This is a genomic window from Gilliamella sp. Gris3-2 (assembly GCF_001690345.1).
Classification (GTDB): domain Bacteria; phylum Pseudomonadota; class Gammaproteobacteria; order Enterobacterales; family Orbaceae; genus Gilliamella; species Gilliamella bombi.
In genome coordinates this window covers 1-20,898 of record NZ_LZHB01000049.1, presented here as the reverse complement: position 1 = coordinate 20,898, position 20,898 = coordinate 1, and the positions used below count along the sequence as shown (strand labels likewise).

Genomic DNA, 20,898 nt, shown 5'->3' with positions numbered 1-20,898 from the left:
AATGTTTGATTTGTGGTTTTGAAATTCGAAATTGGGTATGTATTGTATGAATAATAATTATAGCGCCATAGTACCTTAAATGATAATTGTTATTATTTGAGGTTGATAATTAATTCTATTCGCAATAAGATATTGATGAAATTATTGCGATAATGTCCGAGGTTGCTATGCCGTGGTTTATACGGAAAATAGTTGTTATTTTATTTGTATCTTTGTTTTCACACTCTTTTTGTTATGCCGATATCACATTACCAACACCGCAAACTAAAGATGGTATGAGTTTATTTGAAAGTTTAAAAAAACGATCTTCAACATCAGGAGGGGGGTTCCCTGCTGGTCAAGTTTCTGATAACGAACTTTCAACCGTACTTTGGGCCGCAAGTGGCTTAAACCGAGGTAAAAATGGTTGGACAGTGCCCATGGCTAATGGCAATTCTCCTTATGTAAGAATTTATGTCGCTAGCGAAAAGGGAACTTTTTTATATGAATGGGAAGGTCATTATCTAAAAGAAATTAATAATAAAGATATTCGTGCTGATATTGGTTTGCAAAATTTTACTAGGCGAGCTGCTTATTCGTTGATTTTTGTGTCAGACGCTAGTGCATTTACTGATATCAATCCAGAACAGATCACTAATTTTAGTTACACAGCTGTTGGTGGCATGAGTCAAAATGCTTATTTAGCAGCAGCAGCCTTAAAATTAAGTGCTCGTTATATTCACTCCATCAAACCCGAAGTCATAAGCCAAGAACTACAATTGCCCGAAGGCAGTAAGCCACTTGGTATGCTCTTATTAGGAAAATAACAGGTAACAACACAATATGAAACGATTTTTGACACTTGTTTTACTTCTTATTGTGAGCTTAATGACTTTTGCTCAATCATCTTATGCTGCGGAAAAAAAATATGAAAGTTGGAATGCCATTGTTGATGAAATGGATGTGATTTTAAATGACGCTTATGATATTTATTTTATGAAAGATGCTGAGCGTGCTAAAGCGCAAGTCAATAATGCCTATTTCGGCTTTTATGAAAAGCATGGGGTTGAGCGTGCGGTTATGTCTTATATTTCGGGTAAACGGGGAACCGATACCGAATATCAATTTGCCAAAATTAAACGTTTAATGACCGATGGGGCATCGAACAAAGTCGTTAGAAATGAAATTGATACTATTTTAAAAATGTTACATGAAGATGCTAACGAACTAGATGGTAAGCAAGAGAGCGGTTGGAGCATTCTGTTAGCTTCGTTTATTATCATTTTTAGGGAAGGACTGGAAGCGATTTTAGTGATTGCGGCAATTTCAGCTTATTTGGTTCGTTCTGGACATCTTGCCATGGTAAAAGTAGTTTATATGAGCTCACTTGTAGCTATTTTTGCCAGTATTTTAGCGGCAATTGCTCTTCATACTGTGTTTGATATTAGCGGCGCAAATCAAGAAATTATTGAAGGAATTGCTATGCTCTTGGCAACAGTTGTACTATTTTTTATTAGTAATTGGATGTTTTCAAAGGCAGAAGCTGAGGCTTGGAAAAGCTATGTTGAAGAAAAGGTACAAACTGCAGTGTCATCTGGTAGTCGCTTTGCCTTAGGATTTGCTGCCTTTTTAGCTGTTTTTCGAGAAGGAGCTGAAACAATTTTGTTTTACCAAGCTATGTTAGCTGATACACAAGATCATATGGATAAGGTTTGGTATGGGCTTGCTGTTGGAACAATAGTTTTGGCGGTAATTTTTATGGTGATCCGTTTTGGTTCGCTCAAATTACCTCTTAAGCCATTTTTTATTGGTACTAGTGTATTGATGTACGTTATGGCCATTGCTTTTGCAGGCGGAGGAATGAAAGAGTTACAAGAAGCGGATATTATTTCAGTTACTCCAGTTGATTTTGTTCATTCTGTTGAAATTTTAGGTATTTATCCAACGCTCGAAACATTAATTCCACAAATAATTATGGTGTTAATTGTGGTATTTTCGGTTATGTATTACACATTTGAACGTAGTCATAAAAATTACAAATTATAAAAAAATTCATAATATTAAATAATTAGAAATAATTATTAAAAGTCTTTAAAAACAAAGTGAAGGAGTTTTCAATGAAAAAATTAGTCTTATCAGCAGGTATTGCTTCAATACTAGCACTATCTTCATTTGCTCATGCCGCTGCACCAGCGCCAGGTGAACAAAAAGGTTTTGAAGAATTCCCTATTGGTGATGAAGTTACTGTTGGCCCATTACATATTGGTGCTGTTTATTTCCAACCTGTTGATATGGAACCTGCTGGTATGGGTGGTTTACCAGCTTCAAAATCAGACTTGCATATTGAAGCAGATATTTCGGCAGCCGAAGGTAATAACTTAGGTTATGGCGTAGGTGATTTTGTTCCTTACTTAACTGTAAAATATAAAATTCAAAAGCAAGGCAGTGATAAAGTGATTGAAGGTAACTTTATGCCAATGAATGCATCTGATGGTCCTCACTATGGTAATAATATAAAACTAGATGGTGCTGGTAAATATAAAGTAACATTTATGATTGAAAATCCAGAAAAACAAGGTTATTTACTACATGTTGATAAAGAAACAGGTGTGGAAGGACGATTTTGGAGCAAACCTATCGAAGTCTCTTGGGACTTTGATTACATTCCACGCGCATGGTAATGATTTTAAAATAACTAATTATATTAAATAATTAATAATCAGTTATTGGTGAGCATTATGCTCACCAATAATATTTGCAATAGTTAGGCAATGAATATGCTTCAATACCTTATCAATATTACCGATAATACTTTCGTTCCAGCAATGATGATGGCATTACTGAGCGCTGCAATTATAAGATCCACGCCTCATCATATTAAAAAAATTATTTTGTTTGGTTTTGTATTGGGCTTTATTGCTGCATTGATTTATGCCATTTTAAAACGCAACACAGGGTTTGCTGTTCGTGAATATTATGATCTTGGAGTGATCATACCTTGGGTTATTATTGCTATACCGTTGATTGTTGCTATTTGCTTGCAAAAATCCACCCATAATCGAACTGGTAAATTCTTTTTTACAATGTTATTTGTGCTAAGTATTGGTTTGATAAGTGCACAGTCTTTACCTAATTTAATGCTCTATCCATTCGAATTTTCTGTCGGAATGGACTCTATTTTTAATAATGATTACTTGTTTAAATGGGTTGGTTATGGATTTGCTTTACTTATAATCTTGTTAACTGGGCTATTTACTTTCCGTATATGTGGACGATTATCGACAAAATTTATTTTTGCTATTACTTCACTGTCAATTATTATTTTCACTATTCAAAATAGTATTAATATTCTACAAATTTTGATTGTTAGGCGTTTTATCTCATCCCAACCATGGATGATGGAGTTGATTATTTTTATTCTTGGTCATGTTAATTTCTTTATCTTTATTTTCATGGCAATTGTGCTTTGTCTAGCCAATGTTTTGTATATCAAATCAAAAACAACTTCGTTAGTGGGTAATAACCCTGCTCAAATTCGTAAACTTAAAGCACAATTACGTAGCGATAGAAGATCTGCCCTAATGATTATGGCTGGTACAGCAATAACCGCATATACTGTGACGCGCGCACGTTACATTTTTGAAAAAGGCGTAGAACTTACACCGGCAGAGCCTATATTGACTAATGCTGATGGCTTAATTGTTATCCCTCTCGATAAAGTGAACGACGGTAATTTACATCGTTATGGTTATCAGGCAACAGATGGAACTTTAGTTCGCTTTATTGTTATTAAAAAAAGCGATAATGCTTATGGTGTAGGTTTTGATGCTTGCGATATTTGTGGTGCAAGTGGTTACTACCAACGCGGTGATCAAGTCGTTTGTATTTTGTGCGATGTAGTAATGAACATTGCAACGATTGGATTTTCAGGAGGATGTAACCCAGTTCCACTTAAATACGAAATTATTGACGGCAATATGGTGATTCGTCCAGCTAACCTTGAAGCAGAAAAAAGTCGTTTCAAATAAAAGCGTATTAAAAGGAATATTGTATGTTTTGTAGAATGTTATTAAGTGTTTTAATTCGCCAAAAAAAGAAACTTTTTCTTATTGCCTTAACGGTTGCATTGGGTGTTTCGCTTGCTACTGCTATGCTAAATGTAATGTTTGACGTAGGTGATAAGGTGAATCAAGAGCTAAAAGCCTATGGTGCTAATCTCAATATCGTTCCTCGTGGTAGTGCTGTCATTAATGAAATGTACCAGCTTGATAACAATGATAGTGGGCAAGCTGTGCAATATATTAAAGAAGAAGAACTTGTTAGAATTAAGATGATTTTTTGGGCTTATAATATTGTTGATTTTGCACCTTTTCTAACAACTCAAGCGACATTTCATGATAAGCCAATTACGGTGGTAGGTACTTGGTTTAATAAACATCTTAATATTCCAACAGGTGATCAGGTTGATACGGGCATGTTAGCCATGAAATCATGGTGGACAATTGAAGGAAACACCATGACCGATGATAATTTGCAAGGAGCTATGGTGGGTGAATCTGTAGCCAAACAGTGGAATCTAAAGCTAGGCGATACGATAGATATAATTTCAACGAAAACAAACAAAAAGTTTACATTAACTATTAACAATATTTTTCATAGTGGTGGTGCTGAAGATACGCAAATTTATGTCTCTTTACCAGTTGCACAAGATCTTGCCGATAAAAAAGGACTAGTTGAACGTGTTGAGGTTAGTGCATTAACCACTCCAGAAAACGAATTAGCTCGTAAAGCAGCGCAAGATCCAAACAGTTTATCTAGAACAGAATGGGATACATGGTATTGTACTGCTTATATTAGCTCAATTGCATACCAGCTAGAAGAGTTAATGCCTGATGTGCGTGTGAAAGCTATTATGCAAGTTGCTGAGTCAGAAGGCTCCATTTTACAAAAAACACAATTACTAATGTTATTACTAACTATCTTATCATTGATTTGTTCGGCGCTTGCTATTTCGAATTTGGTTACTGCTAACGTTATAGAGCGCAGTACCGAAATTGGCCTATTAAAAGCGCTTGGTGCAACTAATACAGCTGTTGCAATGCTAATATTAACTGAAATCTTTATTATTGCCTTACTTGGTGGAGTTTTTGGTTACTTTATTGGTTTTGGTTTTGCGCAAATTATTGGTCATACAGTGTTTGGTTCTTTTGTTGAGCCTAAGATGATAATTATTCCTTTAGCCCTAATTATGGTGATTTTAATTACCTTTTTAGGTAGTTTACCAGCATTGCGTATTATGATGTTTTTGCGTCCAACTGATGTGTTACATGGTCGATAAGGTGAAAGGTAAGTCTCATGATCAATAAAAATAGGCGCTTTATAATTAAAACCGTGTTAAGTTCACTTATCCGACGCCGTTCTCGCATTGCCATCGCCTTGCTTGGCGTTGCTATTGGAGCAACGGTTCTTCTTGGTATGATCACACTTTGTTATGATATACCACGGCAAATGGGACAAGAATTCCGTTCTTATGGTGCCAATCTTCTACTACTACCTGCCAATAATCAATCAACGGTAGCAATGACAGAGGTTAATAAAGCGGTTACCTTTTTACCAGAAGATAAATTACTTGGTGTTACCCCATTTCGTTATAATTCAATTCGTAGTAATCAGCAACCTTATACTATTGTGGGGACCGACTTTAAACAAGTTGTAAAAACCAGTCCTTATTGGTCTATTGAAGGTTCAATACCACAAAATTCACATGAAATAATGATTGGTACTGATATTGCTAACTTTGCTAAATTAAACATTGGTAGCACTATGCCGATTTCCGGCAAATCTAAACAAGATTCTCGTTTTGATGAAGAACTCACCGTTACAGGTATTGTTAAAACTGGACGTTCCGAAGATAACTTTATTTTTGTTGATCTGCACGATTTAGAAGAATTACTTGAAGAAAGCGAGCAAGCCGAAGTTGTTGAAGTAAGCATTGCCGCCACGGAAACAGAATTAAAACAGTACATTGAAAAAATAAAAAAACAAATGACAACAGTAGAACCTCATTTAATTAAATGGGTGACAAAGTCAGAAGCATCTGTATTAGGCAAACTGTCCTCGTTACTCTATTTAGTTACTTTTGTTGTACTCGTTCTTACCATGATTTGTGTAGCTACCACTATGATGACAGTGGTAATGGAGCGTCGTAAAGAAATTGGTCTTAAAAAAGCGATAGGAGCCAACAATAAAAGTATTGCAGAAGAGTTTTTAGCTGAAGGATTAGTTTTAGGTGTTATTGGTGGCATTATTGGGGCGATATGCGGGCTTATCTTTGCTCAAATTATTAGTACCAATGTGTTTGGACGTTCAATTATTATTGAGTTTTATCTGATCCCAACCACTATCATTATCTCAGTGATAGTAACGGTAATTGCGTGTTTAATTCCGGTAAAACGAGCTCTTGAAGTAGAGCCTGCGTTAGTATTACGCGGTGAATAGGATATAAAGTATGAATATGCTCGAAGTAAAAAATGTGTCTAAAATTTATGGTTCTCTTCATGCACTTTCTGAAGTGAATTTAACAGTCGAAGAAGGTAAATGGTTATCGATTATGGGACCTTCTGGTAGTGGTAAAACAACTTTGATGAATATCATAGGCTGTATGGATAAACCTTCACTTGGTTCAGTTATTTTAGACGGGCAAGATATTACTCAGCTTTCTTTGTCAGAATTAACCGAAATACGTCGAGATAAGATAGGTCTAATCTTTCAACAATTTCATTTAGTATCGTATTTAACCGCACTAGAAAACGTCATGCTTGCTCAATATTATCATAGTATGGTTGACGAAAAAGAGGCTATGCAAGCACTTGAACGTGTTGGGCTTGCTGCTCGAGCTAAACATTTACCTAGGCAGTTATCAGGTGGTGAACAGCAACGTGTTTGTATTGCTAGAGCATTGATTAACTATCCAAAACTGATTTTGGCTGATGAGCCAACTGGTAATTTAGATGAAAGCAACGAAGCGATGGTCATGAATTTATTACATGAACTGCACAAAGAAGGCAGTACCATTATTGTAGTTACTCACTCACTAGAAGTGTCAAAACATGCACAAACTACCGTAGTACTGGAGCACGGCAAGGTTGCACGTGTAATTGATAATTAATCAACTGAAGGTTGTTATATATGAAAAACCGTCTTATTTCATCAAGTATCTTTATTATTATTGGAGTATTAATTATCTTATTTCCATTATATATATTGCCAGTTTGTCCTCTTCCAGATGTTGTAACCATGCCCATTGATACATTGAATCACGCTAGTAGCGAGGTAGCACATAACGGACATATACATAGTGGCACAGGAAAAATCATGAAATGTTTTTGGACAGCAAGAGCTGAAATTGGCATTGGTTGTTTAGTGATAGCCATTGGTGCATTGCTACTAACTAGCCGTACTGCTTTTGTGCGAATGGGATTAAGTATGGCACTTGCGTGTATTTCTTTATTAGTAGCGGCTATACCAACAATTCTAATTGGTGTTTGCGGTAATGAAATGATGCGATGCAATATGGGATCTAAACCGGCCTTAGTTTTATTATCAGGTTTATTATTTATTGCCGCTGTTATTAACATCTATTACTTAAATAAAACAACGAAAAATTGATAGAGTTTTGTTAGCAAACAAAGACCACACTTATCTTTACCAGATATAGGTATAACATTTAAATCCAACAAGCAGGGAAGTCAATATGTGCGAAAAACCGATCACCATGGCAAATTTAGCATGGCGAAATATTCAGCGGCGACCGTTTAGAAGTTGCTGTTTGATTATCATCATTACGCTTTTTTCGGCAACGCTGTTTGGTGGAAGTATACTGATGAAAAATCTCAGCCTTGGTATTTCAGGCATGGCTAACAGGTTAGGTGCTGATATTCTTATTGTGCCTAATGGTTACGAAAAAAATATGGAAGTTGCCTTATTGCGTGGTGAACCGAGTACTTTTTATTTAAAAGTAGATTTGATTGATAAAATAAAAGGTATCAAAGGTATTGAGGCCATTTCACCTCAGCTATTTATTGCTTCATTAAATGCAGGATGTTGTTCGTCTAAAGTCCAATTAATTGGTTTTGAACAGCATACTGATTTTATAATTAAGCCTTGGTTACAATCACAACTTTCAGAGCCATTGACTGATAATCAAGTCGTTGTTGGTTCTAAAATTAGTTCTGATGTGGGCGATGAAATCTTATTTTTTAATCATCCTTTTAAAATTATTGCTAAAATGGATAGCACAGGGATGGGATTTGATACCTCTGTCTTTATGACTATGTCGGCAGCCCAATCATTAATGAAAAATGCAAAATTAATTGAAGGGGATGTCGACCATTTTGCTGATTATGCCTCGTCGATTTTCATTAAGGTCAATTCAGATTATCAACCTAAAGATATTGTTAATCAAATTATGCCCAGATACGCCATTGACTATAATATTGATTTTATTATGACCAAAGGTATGTTAAGTAATATATCAAAATGGTTAACTAGCTTTTCAACTATTGTATATAGCCTATCGGCTATTTTTTGGGTTTTAGCTATTATTGTGATTTTTGTGATATTTTCTTCAAGCTTAAATGAACGCAAGCGTGAAATTAGCTTATTACGAATATTAGGCGCTTCACGGCGTGATTTAGTCAAAATGTTGCTTCGTGAATCTTTAATTATTAGTGCATTAGGTGGAATTAGTGGCATTGTTATCGCCTCGGTATTACTTTATGCATTTAGCTTATTGATCTGCCAATCTATTGGTTTGCCGTGTGTAAATATCTCACTATTTGATGCATTATTATATGCAATTGTTGTTTTTATTCTTACGCTAATTATAGGACCTTTATCAAGTTCCTATAGTGCCTTATCAATGACTAAATTTGATACTTATAGCACCCTTAGAGAGGGCGAATAATGTTACTGAATGTTAAAAATCTACGTAAAGATTACATAAGAGGGCAACAAACCTTTTCAGCTGTGAATAATGTTAGTTTTTCAATGGCAAAAGATGACTTTATTTGCATTATGGGAAAATCAGGCAGTGGTAAAACCACTTTACTAAATATGATTGCTGGTTTACTTACGCCAACACAAGGAAAAATCACTATTAATAATACAAATTTGTTTGAGCTTAATGATCAGCAAGTATCCGCCTTTCGTAATCAGCATATTGGTTATATTCCTCAAGGTAGCAGTTTACTGCCTAATTTAACAGTAATTGATAATATTCGACTGCCTTTTTATTTAACCAAGCGAGCAAATCAAAATTCCCTAAATGAAGCCAAAAGTCTGCTTAAAAAAGCTAAAATAAGCTATTTGCAAGATGCATATCCAGCCCATATGTCAGGTGGTGAAATGCGCCGTATTGCGATATTGCGAGCACTGATTTGTAAACCACAAATCATTATTGCTGATGAGCCAACCAGTGATCTTGATGAAGAAAGCGCAACTGAAATCATGCGATTACTGTCTGAAATTCATCAACAAGGTACAGCGTTATTAATTGTCACTCATGATCATGATGTTGCCCGTTATAGCCAAAAAGTTATGAAAATGTCAGCTGGACGATTTATTGATTAATGGGTTTATTTATTAACTGAATTGTTATATTAAAAGTGGATTACAACCCATTTCGATCATAATTTTATTGAGTTTTAATAATGGCAACCCAACTAATGAATTAATATCATCACCTTCAAGTTTATCAAACAGGGTGATGCCCAGTTCATCACATTTAAAACTGCCAGCACATTGTAGTGGCTTCTCTTTGCTAATGTAAGCATCAATTTCTGAATCAGTTAAATGCCGAAAAGTCACCTTAAATGGTTCGCAAATAGTGGTTTGTTGTTGTGTTTTGGTATTAATTACTGTCATACCAGTATAAAAATAGAAAGCTTTACCGCTGCTTTGTCGAAGCTGTTTACGGGCATTATCAATTGTATGCGGTTTGCAAACAATATTACCGTCTAACACACCAACTTGATCAGAGCCAATAATTAAACTATCAGCAAACTGCGTCGCTAATGATTGGGCTTTAAGTTTTGCTAGTCGAACCACCAATTGCTGAGCTGATTCGCCGACTAGCGGGGTTTCATCGCATACAGGCGGTACACATTCAAAAGGGATAGCTAATTTTTCGAGCACTTTTTTACGGGATACAGATGTTGATGCTAATATGATTCTCATTTTAATTATCTCTTAAAATCCAAGCTGAAGGATGCGCATTAAAACCGATATGGCCATAATAATCAACTGCTTGTGGCGCTGCTAGCAGAGTAATTGAACATGATTTGCCTGTATTATTTTTTACTTCTCTAACTAATTGCTTTCCGATGCCTTGTCGTTGATAATTTTCATCCACCGCGAGATCTGCCAAATAGGTGATATAAACAAAATCCGTTAAACAACGCGCAATGCCAATCAATTTATCATCATGCCAAGCAGTTACCACCAAATTCGCATTATCTAACATAGCTTGAAAGCGTAAGGTATCGGTAAGTGGACGACGTTTGCCTAATGAACAATGACGATAAAGGGTGGTGGCTTGTTCTAGTGTCGGTTTGACATCAGAACGATAAATAATGCAATTCATGTTGATCTCCATCATAAAACGAATAAAAACAATTAAGGATTACATTTAAAATTAGTATCATACTAGCTAGGTAAAACCTGTTTTAGTTTCGCTGAATATATAATCTAATCTATAACAAAGCAAGGAGGGAGTTATGTACAAAAAAATTTTAGTTCCTATCGATGTGCTTGAAGATGAATTAACTAAAAAAGTCATTCCACATGTAGAGTGCTTAGCCAAACTGTCTAATGCCCAAGTTATCTTTTTTCATACATTACCAGTCGCTTCAGCCATTGTGAATGTTTACTCATTTGGTTTTGACGAATTTAAGGATAAAGCTACAGTACAAACGGAAAAAGACTTGCATAAACTTATTGACTCGATTGATTTACCGCGTGAAAATGTATCCTTTTCTATTGCATTTGGTAATCCAAGGGATGAGATTCTCCGTTTAGCGGAAGAAATTCAACCCGATTTAATTATTCTAGGCTCACGTCGTCCTAATATCTCAACTCATCTTTTAGGATCTAATGCTTCTGGGGTGGTTCGTGGTGCTAAAACTTCGGTGTTAGTTGTTAGGTAGGATGATTAAGTTTTGTTGAAAAATTAAATAAAATTAGGTGAATATCCAAATGAATTCTTTTTAAATATTTAGAATTACAGGTTTCGGGTGTTATAAACTTCAGTGATCATTTCTATATTGATATTCGGATGGATTAGCTATTTTGTTTTATTTTTCGTATTTCTATAAAATCGTTCAGGTAGAGTATTGATTTTATTTAATTTTTTGTTTTTGGTGTTGTTAAAAAAACATTAATAAAATTAATACTCTACCTAGCTGTTTTCCAGCTACGTCTATTGATGTTTTACAATAAAACAGCAGTGAATTTGTTTATTGCGTTTAAAATCAAGCGATAGCGTTTTATTGGTAATTTCTTGATAGGTTACCCCTAGGTTTTGCATACCGATACTATCCATTTTAAAACCACGCTTATTATTCGAAAAGATAATTGTTCCATTAGGGCGTAACAAGCGTTTTAAATCGGCCATCAATTTTAAGTGATCACGCTGAACATCAAAGGTATTATTCATGCGTTTCGAGTTTGAAAATGTGGGCGGAAAGATAAACATTAAATTGAATTGTTCATCAGCTTAAGATAAATAGAGCAAAACAATCCGCCTAAATTAATCGATGTTTTTACTCGTTAAATTATTTTTTTTAAATTGCGAATCATTTCTTTAAATAGATATAAGTGACGAGCAGAGTAAATTTAACGTATCAACAAAATATACAATCAATATTATTATGGAAAATAGTCAATCTTTTGTTTATTAATGATTCGAACCGTTAACTCTGTGATAGCGATGATGAGTGCCGAGCGTATCATTTGTTGATAGCGATTTTGGTAAATGGAAGATTTTAAAGTATCGACAATACCTGATTGTTTTACTTTTTCGTGTTGCGATTCCCAGCTTGGTGGTAATACCATATCATGTAATAAGCTAATAGGACCTAAAATTTCATCATCTAAATAAGTGTATTGTTTGTCGTCTAGCTCTAGTTCGTCCAAAACAGCAATCAGTAGCTCTATATCTTCGTAATCCTCACGAGAAATAATACCCAACACATAAAGCAGTTTTAGGCACACTGAGGTATCATTGAGAGGTCCATTTTTACCCACCAATGAGGGAATAACAAATTTAATGGCGTGAGGCTCTTTTCGGAAGACTTTAAGAATCAATTTGTTGACATTATCATTAATTAATTTAATGGCAACTTTTAGCAAGCTGTGAATATCAGCTTGCTGGTTGAGTTTTTCTAATATTATATCTTCTTGTAATATCGATTCTGGCATTGAGAATTAGACAAATTGATGATCTTGCATTGCAGTATAAATTTCTTCAACCTTCATAACAATAGAATTATTAACGTCAATACTAGAGATTTCACAAAAAGCTTGTTTAACGCCTTTTTCAGTAATGAGTTTTTTTAGTTTAACTGCTTGCTCATCATCATTATTACGATAGTTAAGCGCAGCAGCAACTCCAATTAGTAAGTTAGTGTTTTTAACTTGATATTCAAAGGTGCCAAGTAATGGTTTTATTAAACGATCGTCTGCACCTAATTTACGAATTGGCTGACGCCCAACACGTGCAGTATCATCCTGTAAATAAGGATTTTCAAAGCGGGATAATATTTTTTCAATATATGCCATGTGTTTTTGCTCATCAAAATTGTAACGTTTGATAAGTACTAACCCGCTCTCTTCCATGGCTCCGCGTACAATTAAACGAATACGTTCATCTAGAATTGCATCACGTATTGTGCCAATACCATTATAAAATCCTAAATAAGCAGTTATTGCGTGACCAGTATTAAGTGTAAATAACTTACGTTCCACAAAAGCCATTAAATTATCAACGGGTTGCATGCCTTTAATGGTTGGAATAATGCCTACAAATTGTGTTTCATCAACAATCCATTCCGAGAAAGTCTCAACAGTCACTTCTAGTATATCGCCTGTTTTTGATGTTGCAGGTGGTACAATACGATCCACCGCAGAATCGACAAAACCGATATGGGTGTTTGTCCATTGCTGAATTTCTTCTGGTAGCGCTTTAAAGATTTCTTGTTTAAATTGGCTGGTACCTCGTACCATGTTTTCACAAGCAATAATATTAAGTGGCTTACTGTTACCTCGATTATGTCTTGCAATAATTCCTTGGGCAATCGTTGGAGCAATACGCGCTAAAATTTGTGGACCAACGGCAGTGGTGAGTAAATCAACGCTGGCAATATAATCGATCACTTCATTAGAGGTGCTATTAATTCCATCAACATTTTTAACTATTTCAGTGGTAGATTGCTCGCCAACAACATTTACCTGATATTCATGACGAGTGGCGATGGCATCAATAATTTCCTGATTGACATCCGCAAATGTAACTTGTACACCAGCATCGGATAGTAATTTGCCGATAAAACCTCGCCCAATGTTACCTGCGCCAAAGTGTAGTGCTTGCATAATAATAATCCTTAACTTTATAATTTAATTTTAAATATTTCACTCTATTTCCCGTATAAGGCGGGAAATAGAAATAGGTTAACTTAATTTAACTTAGCTTAGTATTGCTAAAACTTCTTCAATATTATTTGTCGTTGCTAATTTTGCAATAATAGTTTCATCATCTAATGCATTAGTCAGTTTTGCTATGACATCAAGATGTTCATTATTGTGAGCAGCAATACCAATCACAATTTTTGCTTTATCATCTTCTTCATCACCAAATTGAACCCCAGCAGGGTATTGGCAAAATACGATACCAGTTTTAATAACATCGTCTTTTGATTCAATAGTGCCATGTGGAACGGCTATTGATTCTCCTAAATAAGTTGATGTTAATTTTTCACGCTCTAGCATTGCTTCAATGTAAGTTGGTGTGACATAACCATTATCAACCAATTTTTGCCCTGCAAAACGAATTGCTTCTTCTTTATTTTTAGCGGTTAACCCTAAAAAGATATTTTGTTGTGATAATTTAAATAGAGGAATATTATCAGTCGATTGATTGCTTATAGGCACTGTTTCACTTGCTTCATTATTTGCTTGAGAGCTTAAAAGATCCGCCACGAGTTGGCTATATAATTGACTATCTAAAAAGTTAGTTAATGAAATATGATGTGCATTTGGTGCGTGTTGTTTTGCTCGATCGGTTAAGTCTTTATGTGTAATAACAATGTCAACATCATCAGGCAGATTATTAATTGCTACATTAGTGACAAAAATATCCAAATCTGCATCTTGAACTTTTTTGCGTAATACTCCTGCGCCCATAGCACTTGAGCCCATTCCTGCGTCACAAGCCACTATAATTTTTTTAACTTTAGTAAGATCAAGTGTACCATTTACAATTCCTTTTGATTCATTTTTCATTTCAGAAATATTCGATTTTGCCTCTTCAAGGCTTTTATCTGCTTCTTTGGTGGTTTTTAATAAAATAGCGGAAACGATAAAAGTAACCATTGTTGCTGCAATGACAGAAATAATTACGCCAAACATTGATGATTTTGGAGTGACCGCAAGAACGGCGATGATTGATCCTGGCGATGCTGGTGAACTTAAACCGGCACCAAATAGTGTTAAAGTAAATACTCCGGTCATTCCACCTAAAATCACTGCAATAATAAGGCGAGGGTTCATTAATACATATGGGAAATAAATTTCATGAATTCCCCCAAAGAAATGAATGATTGCTGCACCACTGGCTGAACTTTTTGCAGAACCTTTACCAAGCAACATATAAGCAAGTAATAAACCTAATCCAGGGCCAGGATTTGCTTCGATTAAAAAGAAAATAGATTGAGAATGCTCTGCCGCTTGTTGAATACCTAATGGTGAGAATATACCGTGGTTAATTGCATTATTTAAGAAAAGAATCTTGGCAGGTTCAATAATAATTGAAGTTAAAGGTAGTAAGTTATGCTCAACTAGGAAATTAACAGCAAGAGTTAATTTACTTGATGCAACAACGACAGAAGGTCCAATTGCAAAAAAAGAAAGCAACGCAAGTAGCATGCCAATAATACCAGCTGAAAAATTATTGACTAACATTTCAAAGCCACTTTTGACTTTTCCGTCTATGGTTTTATCAAATTGTTTTATTACCCAGCCACCAAGTGGTCCGACTATCATAGCACCTAAGAACATCGGAATATCTGCACCAACAATGACCCCCATTGTCGTAATTGCACCGACAACGGCGCCTCGTTCACCGTGAACTAATTTACCGCCAGTATAACCAATCAACAGTGGTAATAAGTAAGTGATCATCGGGCTAACTAACTTGGCAATGGTTTCGTTTGGGTACCAGCCCGTTGGAATAAAAATAGCGGTAATAAATCCCCAAGCAATAAATGCGCCGATATTTGGCATGACCATATTACTTAAAAATCGTCCAAAATTTTGAACTTTTAATTTGATGTTTGAACTTGTCATAATATAAAACTTTCCTTATTGATTGTATAATCATCATGCTGTTATTGTAGAAGGATTTAGTTATTCAATTCATTAAAAAAAATTGATAAGTGTGATGAGTATCACATTGTTAAAATGGGTCTATTTTTTATTTTTGTGATTAAGATCACTCTTCTGGAAGGTGGTAAGAGAAAAATATACTAAAACGTATAGTTACCTGAAACTTTTTTACAAGATTGAATTTTATTATTAGTGATTACTGCTTATATATTATTTAGCAAATCAAACCCAGCTGAAATGGTTTAATTTTGTTGAATGTTTTATTTTGTCATAATTTTAATAAATTAACCGCCTTATGGCGGTTTGTGTTTATTGATGTTTTACAATAAAACAGCAGTGAATTTGTTTATTGCGTTTAAAATCAAGCGATAGCGTTTTATTGGTAATTTCTTGATAGGTTACCCCTAGGTTTTGCATACCGATACTATCCATTTTAAAACCACGCTTATTATTCGAAAAGATAATTGTTCCATTAGGGCGTAACAAGCGTTTTAAATCGGCCATCAATTTTAAGTGATCACGCTGAACATCAAAGGTATCGTTCATCCGTTTCGAGTTTGAAAATGTCGGCGGATCGATAAAAATTAAATCGAATTGCTCATCAGCTTGAGATAAATAGAGCAAACAATCCGCCTGAATTAATCGATGCTTTTTACCTGTTAAACCATTTTGTTTTAAATTACGATCTGCCCATTCCAAATAGGTGCGAGACATATCGACCGTGGTGGTTGATTTTGCTCCGCCAAGTCCAGCATAAACCGTTGCACTACCTGTATAGGCAAATAGGTTTAGAAAGTCTTTTCCTGCACTCATTTCACCAATCATTTTTCGTGCTAAGCGATGATCTAAAAACAATCCTGTATCTAAATAATCGGTCACATTAACCCAAAATGCGGTTTTGCGCTGATTAATCGGGTATTCATGGACTAAAAAATAGTCCTGTTTTTGTCCTAGCTTTTGGTATTGCTGTTTGCCTTTTTGCTTTTCTCTTGTTTTTAATACTAACTGATCGGCGGTAAGCTTAAGCACTGACATGGTGGCGTTAATAATATCAAAAAGTCGTTGGCGAGTTTTTTGTGGATCGATGTTTTTCGGTGCTGCGTATTCTTGCATCACTATTTTATCTTTATAACGATCGATAGCGACATTGTATTCAGGCAAATCTGCATCATAAAGTCGATAACATTCCAGTTGTTCTTGAGCAGCCCATTTTTCTAACTTTTGTTTATTTTTGCGTAATCGGTTAGCAAAATCAGCCGCAGGCATAGTAAAATTTGTGATTGCTTCTTCAGTGTTACGCTTAGCAATGACATAATTTTTTTGTATACAGTCAAGAGGGCCATTTTTTGCTTTGAATTGTCTTTCTGCTCTCATTTGTAAGCAATCTAACAATTGTGGTGCACCGCTAAATAATGATAAACGCCATCCACCAAAATTTTGTTTGATTTGTCGACCAAGTGCCGTATGCAAAGCTATAAGCGCAGGTTCGCTTTCTAAGCGTTCTCCATAAGGTGGATTACTGATGATCATGCCTACCGTTTCAGTTGGCAATGGATTGGTCAGTTGTGTCACATCTTGCATCGAAAATGTAATTAAATCCCCCACACCTGCTTGAAGAGCATTTTGTTTAGCTCGTTCAAGTACCGTCGCATTATTATCATAACCGATAAATGGTGTGTTTGTTTTGGATACGTTATGCTTTGCAGTGAAAAGCAATTCGTTCCACAGTGTCGGGTTAAAGCCTTTCCAAGCAAAAAATCCCCACTGTTTACGATGTAAACCGGGTGGGATTTGTGATGCGATCATTGCCGCTTCAATTAGTAATGTACCTGAACCACACATCGGATCGAGCAATGGCTCAGTTATTTTCCAACCAGAACGCATAATAATAGCTGCCGCTAGGCTTTCTTTTAGTGGGGCTTTCCCTGTTTGCTCTCGATAACCACGCTCATGTAAACTATTACCACTTAGATCTAAAGATAGTGTGACACGGTTTTTATTTAAATAAGCATGAAGTCGAATATCGGGATCTTGTTTTGCTACATTAGGACGTTCATTAGTATGACGCAAAAAGTGATCAACAATAGCATCTTTGATCTTTAGCGCACCATATTGACTATTACGGATAAATTCGTTTACGCCAACAAAATTAATCACGAAAGAGTTATCAACAGCAAAAATATCTGGCCATTTAATATTAAACACACAAGAGTACAGATCCAAATCGCTATAGATGTCGAACTCGGCAATAGGTAGTAAAATGCGAGATGCCAAACGCGACCATAATAATGATTGATATAGCGTTTTGTCATCGGCATCAAAATAAACACCACCTTGTGCAATTTTACAATTAATTGCACCAATTTGTTCTAACTCTTTTTTTAATAACTCTTCAAGCCCGCGAGATGTACTGGCAAATAGCGTTTTCATGCATAATCCACTTAACAATAAAATTGCTGGCATTATACCGACTAATTGTAATAGTGGGAAATAAAGGCTGATATTAGTTAGATGAATATTGGGTTAGTTTATTAATAATCAGAAAAGTTTGGCGGTAATGAAAATTAATGTTAGTTTAGTAGAAGAATTAAAATGTAATCTAATAAAGCAACAAGATATTTATAATATGACGCCTATTGAATTTAAACACGATAACAGGCAGTGTAATTTTCTACGTGAGTTTTGTGCTAAAAATTTGGTATTTACAGTAGCTTTTCAGATATCCACATAATTAATAAAATTGCCTGTTTCAGTTGCGTTTGTTATTTCTTTTCAAAATCTATAATATGAATTATCAAATTTTTGCAAAGCATCAATTAGAATTCTTTAACCCTGCCATTGGTTTTCCTTTATGAGAATAACTTCATTTATATTTTTCATAAAAATCGTTATATATCTCAACTATATCTTTATTCTCACTCTTTTTACATTTGTTAATAAAAGAGTTTTTTAACTCTTTGTAATTCAATTCTAATAGCAATTCTGCAATTCTTCTATATATGAAATCATCAGAAGAATCGAGATATTTTAAAACCATTTTTGGTAGTGTTTTCTTTACAATATTATTATGTCTATATTTGAATAATATATCTCTAGCTATTGGAATATGATCTATATTGCCGCCTATTGATATTTCTATGACAATAGGAATTAAATTATCTAACTCTTTGTCGTCAAAATCTTCATCTCTTACAAACCTTAGTGCTGTTCCTTGTTCTGACAGAATTTTAAGAGCAAATAATAATTGATCAAAATACAGATTTGATTTTTTGAAGTAGTATTTAGCAGAAAATAATTTTTTTTCAGACTCTTTTAAGCGGAGCAATTCTATAGAATATTTGTCTTTATCTTTCATTTTTTATTGCTACACAGCATGGAACAAAATAACTTTTCAAAATCATTCGTAGATTTTTATATTGTCTGAAAAATTTGTTGCCATCCAACATAATTTTTTGCTTGAGTCAGGTAAAGTATGCAGAAATGGATAGCAGAATTAGTTTATAGTATCCAATTTTCAAATATTACAGTTCTATCGAGAATAACATAACATTATCCGAAGTTGTAAAAAATGATACATAGCTGTTTATTTCGCATGTGCCAGATGTTTCTATAAAAATAATATCTCTTCCTAGTGACAAAACTAAAATACCTGTATCTTCACAAGATATCACTTTAGCCTTGAAAAACATGTTGTTATTAATTAAATAAAAGCCATACCCAGGTATTTTTTCAAGAGTTATATTCTTACCCCACTCAAAAAAATCATCGATTTCTAATTCAATATTATAATATGTGTTTGATAATGATTTACTATTGTCCCAAATCGCAACACCACATCCTAAATCAGATTTGAACTCTACTAAATTCTCGTCTATTTTACTTACTAAAGTAATTTTCATTTTTTTATGGTATTTAATAACTCTATTATTAGTATTCATTACATTATCGACAAGATCGGAATTACATGTTTATTCATGATAATGGTGTTTTGTTTGCTTGCTATTTATTTCATGATTGCTATAACAAATACATTATTTTGCATCATGGGACGTGATTCTATCATAATTTGGTAAGCTCTTTCTAGGATGCTTGCTTATTTGAATAAAAACTTAATTTAAATGCAAATTGATATCATAAGGTGTAATAGTCTTTATTTGTAGGATTTACTAGCGTTGTTTACAGTAATTTGAGAAGCTACTGTAAGGAATATATATAAGAAAACAAAACTAACGCCTTGTTAAGCTATTTGCCTGAGGTAGAATTTAACAAATAGCTACCCCTTAATTTTGTTGTTTGAACAGGTGTGGTCATTCCACACTACATAGACCGCCATTTAGTGTGTAATACATTAAAACAAGCCTTATTTCGGCGTCAATTTCCTAAAAATGTACTCATTCATAGTGACCAAGGAAGCCAATATTGCAGTGCTGATTTCAAGCAATTATTGTTACAATATGGGCTAAGGCAAAGCATGAGTCGAAGAGGAAAGTGCTTTGATAATGCGGTTGTTGAAAGTTTTTTTCATACACTCAAAACACACATTATTCATGACTATTACTACAAAACGAGGAAACTGGCTAATAAAGCACTATTTGAATATATTGAAATCTATTATAATCGGATACGCCGTCATTCAGCCAATGGCTGGGTATCACCTGAATAATATGAACAACAATATTACCAAAACGAAAAATGATAGAGGCGGGCACTGTCTAATATTTTGGCGAGGATCACCGTATTTTAGGAAATATAATTTTCTCATTTATCGCCGCCACATTTCCCTGGAATTCTGATTTCTTTAGCTTTGACTTCAACTGAAGACTTAAATATCATAGCAATTACAGGTCTATCCATCTTTCTGATTCCAATATAAATATATAATTTATAAGATTCATTTTAATTTACTTAACTTCAAAAGTATTTCCTTATAATCATTTTTGTAAAAATCATTTTTAGCTTTATTATACATTTTTTCAAAAGAAGCTATAAATTTATCTAAGTAATTGTCTGGAATGCATTCATTACGATTTAAAATCTTTTTTATTTCAATGTAAAAATTTCTTTCTGATTTCGCTTTTGGACTGATATTTAAAATTGATAAGATATAATCCCATTTTTTATCCTCCATATAAAACTGTGGGAATTTGGTAATAAATAAAGAAACATAGTAATCTATTTTCTTAACATTTTTCAATTCATTAAAAAAATTAAAAAAATTATCTAAGGGAGGTAGATTATATGCTTCCGTCATATTTCCTATAC

At 34.4% G+C, this 20,898-nt stretch carries 19 protein-coding genes and 3 pseudogenes; 12 read left to right on the top strand and 10 right to left on the bottom strand.

The window, feature by feature from the left end:
* The first annotated feature begins 167 nt into the window (after positions 1-167).
* The 10 genes from A9G32_RS07135 to A9G32_RS07090 all read left to right on the top strand — a co-directional run bounded on the left by A9G32_RS07135 (position 168) and on the right by A9G32_RS07090 (position 9,609).
* Positions 168-806 (top strand): nitroreductase family protein, encoded by a 639-nt coding sequence (locus A9G32_RS07135; RefSeq protein ID WP_065639630.1) that lies wholly within the window; start codon positions 168-170, stop codon positions 804-806.
* A gap of 16 nt (positions 807-822) precedes the next feature.
* The gene (locus A9G32_RS07130; protein WP_065589489.1) at positions 823-2,025 is read left to right on the top strand and encodes an FTR1 family iron permease; all 1,203 of its coding nucleotides are present in this window, start codon (positions 823-825) and stop codon (positions 2,023-2,025) included.
* 71 nt (positions 2,026-2,096) lie between these two features.
* Positions 2,097-2,660 (top strand): iron transporter, encoded by a 564-nt coding sequence (locus tag A9G32_RS07125; RefSeq protein ID WP_065589490.1) that lies wholly within the window; start codon positions 2,097-2,099, stop codon positions 2,658-2,660.
* 96 nt (positions 2,661-2,756) lie between these two features.
* Positions 2,757-4,007: a Fe-S-containing protein gene (locus A9G32_RS07120; RefSeq protein ID WP_065589491.1), complete on the top strand. Its 1,251-nt coding sequence runs from the start codon at positions 2,757-2,759 to the stop codon at positions 4,005-4,007.
* A gap of 23 nt (positions 4,008-4,030) precedes the next feature.
* Positions 4,031-5,317, top strand: coding sequence for an ABC transporter permease (locus A9G32_RS07115; RefSeq protein ID WP_065589492.1), 1,287 nt, complete (start codon positions 4,031-4,033; stop codon positions 5,315-5,317).
* A 17-nt stretch (positions 5,318-5,334) separates the two neighbouring features.
* Positions 5,335-6,477 carry an ABC transporter permease gene (locus A9G32_RS07110; protein WP_065574908.1) on the top strand — a complete coding sequence of 381 codons (1,143 nt, stop codon included), beginning with the start codon at positions 5,335-5,337 and terminating at the stop codon, positions 6,475-6,477.
* Positions 6,478-6,487: 10 nt separating this feature from the next.
* Positions 6,488-7,147, top strand: coding sequence for an ABC transporter ATP-binding protein (locus A9G32_RS07105; protein ID WP_065561315.1), 660 nt, complete (start codon positions 6,488-6,490; stop codon positions 7,145-7,147).
* 20 nt (positions 7,148-7,167) lie between these two features.
* Positions 7,168-7,647, top strand: coding sequence for a DUF4418 family protein (locus A9G32_RS07100; RefSeq protein WP_065589493.1), 480 nt, complete (start codon positions 7,168-7,170; stop codon positions 7,645-7,647).
* 85 nt (positions 7,648-7,732) lie between these two features.
* Positions 7,733-8,944, top strand: a complete 1,212-nt coding sequence (locus A9G32_RS07095) for an ABC transporter permease (RefSeq protein ID WP_065589494.1) — start codon at positions 7,733-7,735, stop codon at positions 8,942-8,944.
* Positions 8,944-9,609, top strand: a complete 666-nt coding sequence (locus A9G32_RS07090; RefSeq protein WP_065589495.1) for an ABC transporter ATP-binding protein — start codon at positions 8,944-8,946, stop codon at positions 9,607-9,609. Before A9G32_RS07095 ends, A9G32_RS07090 begins: the two co-directional genes overlap by 1 nt.
* Before the next feature lie 24 nt (positions 9,610-9,633).
* On the opposite strand, the gene A9G32_RS07085 is transcribed toward A9G32_RS07090, so the two are convergent.
* On the bottom strand, positions 9,634-10,215 hold the full coding sequence (locus A9G32_RS07085; RefSeq protein WP_065561311.1) for a Maf family protein: 582 nt from the start codon (positions 10,213-10,215) through the stop codon (positions 9,634-9,636).
* Between the two features lies 1 nt (position 10,216).
* Positions 10,217-10,621, bottom strand: a complete 405-nt coding sequence (locus A9G32_RS07080; protein ID WP_065589496.1) for a GNAT family N-acetyltransferase — start codon at positions 10,619-10,621, stop codon at positions 10,217-10,219.
* A 133-nt stretch (positions 10,622-10,754) separates the two neighbouring features.
* Here A9G32_RS07080 and A9G32_RS07075 point away from each other — a divergent pair, with 133 nt between their 5' ends.
* Positions 10,755-11,183, top strand: coding sequence for a universal stress protein (locus tag A9G32_RS07075; RefSeq protein ID WP_065589497.1), 429 nt, complete (start codon positions 10,755-10,757; stop codon positions 11,181-11,183).
* A 272-nt stretch (positions 11,184-11,455) separates the two neighbouring features.
* On the opposite strand, the pseudogene rlmL reads toward A9G32_RS07075, so the two are convergent.
* The 7 genes and pseudogenes from rlmL to A9G32_RS07040 form a co-directional block, all read right to left on the bottom strand.
* Positions 11,456-11,752: pseudogene (gene rlmL, locus A9G32_RS07070) on the bottom strand (bifunctional 23S rRNA (guanine(2069)-N(7))-methyltransferase RlmK/23S rRNA (guanine(2445)-N(2))-methyltransferase RlmL); the annotation flags it as partial.
* Between the two features lie 152 nt (positions 11,753-11,904).
* Positions 11,905-12,456: an MltR family transcriptional regulator gene (locus A9G32_RS07065; protein ID WP_065589499.1), complete on the bottom strand. Its 552-nt coding sequence runs from the start codon at positions 12,454-12,456 to the stop codon at positions 11,905-11,907.
* A gap of 6 nt (positions 12,457-12,462) precedes the next feature.
* On the bottom strand, positions 12,463-13,626 hold the full coding sequence (locus A9G32_RS07060; RefSeq protein WP_065589500.1) for a mannitol-1-phosphate 5-dehydrogenase: 1,164 nt from the start codon (positions 13,624-13,626) through the stop codon (positions 12,463-12,465).
* A 93-nt stretch (positions 13,627-13,719) separates the two neighbouring features.
* On the bottom strand, positions 13,720-15,597 hold the full coding sequence (locus A9G32_RS07055; protein WP_065589501.1) for a PTS mannitol transporter subunit IICBA: 1,878 nt from the start codon (positions 15,595-15,597) through the stop codon (positions 13,720-13,722).
* A 348-nt stretch (positions 15,598-15,945) separates the two neighbouring features.
* Positions 15,946-18,066 (bottom strand): bifunctional 23S rRNA (guanine(2069)-N(7))-methyltransferase RlmK/23S rRNA (guanine(2445)-N(2))-methyltransferase RlmL, encoded by a 2,121-nt coding sequence (gene rlmKL, locus A9G32_RS07050; RefSeq protein ID WP_065589502.1) that lies wholly within the window; start codon positions 18,064-18,066, stop codon positions 15,946-15,948.
* Between the two features lie 433 nt (positions 18,067-18,499).
* Positions 18,500-18,991, bottom strand: coding sequence for a hypothetical protein (locus A9G32_RS07045; RefSeq protein ID WP_065589503.1), 492 nt, complete (start codon positions 18,989-18,991; stop codon positions 18,500-18,502).
* 166 nt (positions 18,992-19,157) lie between these two features.
* A complete protein-coding gene (locus tag A9G32_RS07040; protein ID WP_065589504.1) occupies positions 19,158-19,574 on the bottom strand; it encodes a hypothetical protein in 417 nt (138 codons plus the stop codon).
* Positions 19,575-19,951: 377 nt separating this feature from the next.
* Between A9G32_RS07040 and A9G32_RS07035 the strand changes: the two are divergent.
* Positions 19,952-20,299: pseudogene (locus A9G32_RS07035) on the top strand (DDE-type integrase/transposase/recombinase); the annotation flags it as partial.
* Positions 20,300-20,527: 228 nt separating this feature from the next.
* Here the strand turns inward: A9G32_RS07035 and A9G32_RS07030 are convergent.
* A pseudogene (locus tag A9G32_RS07030) lies at positions 20,528-20,898 on the bottom strand (hypothetical protein); the annotation flags it as partial.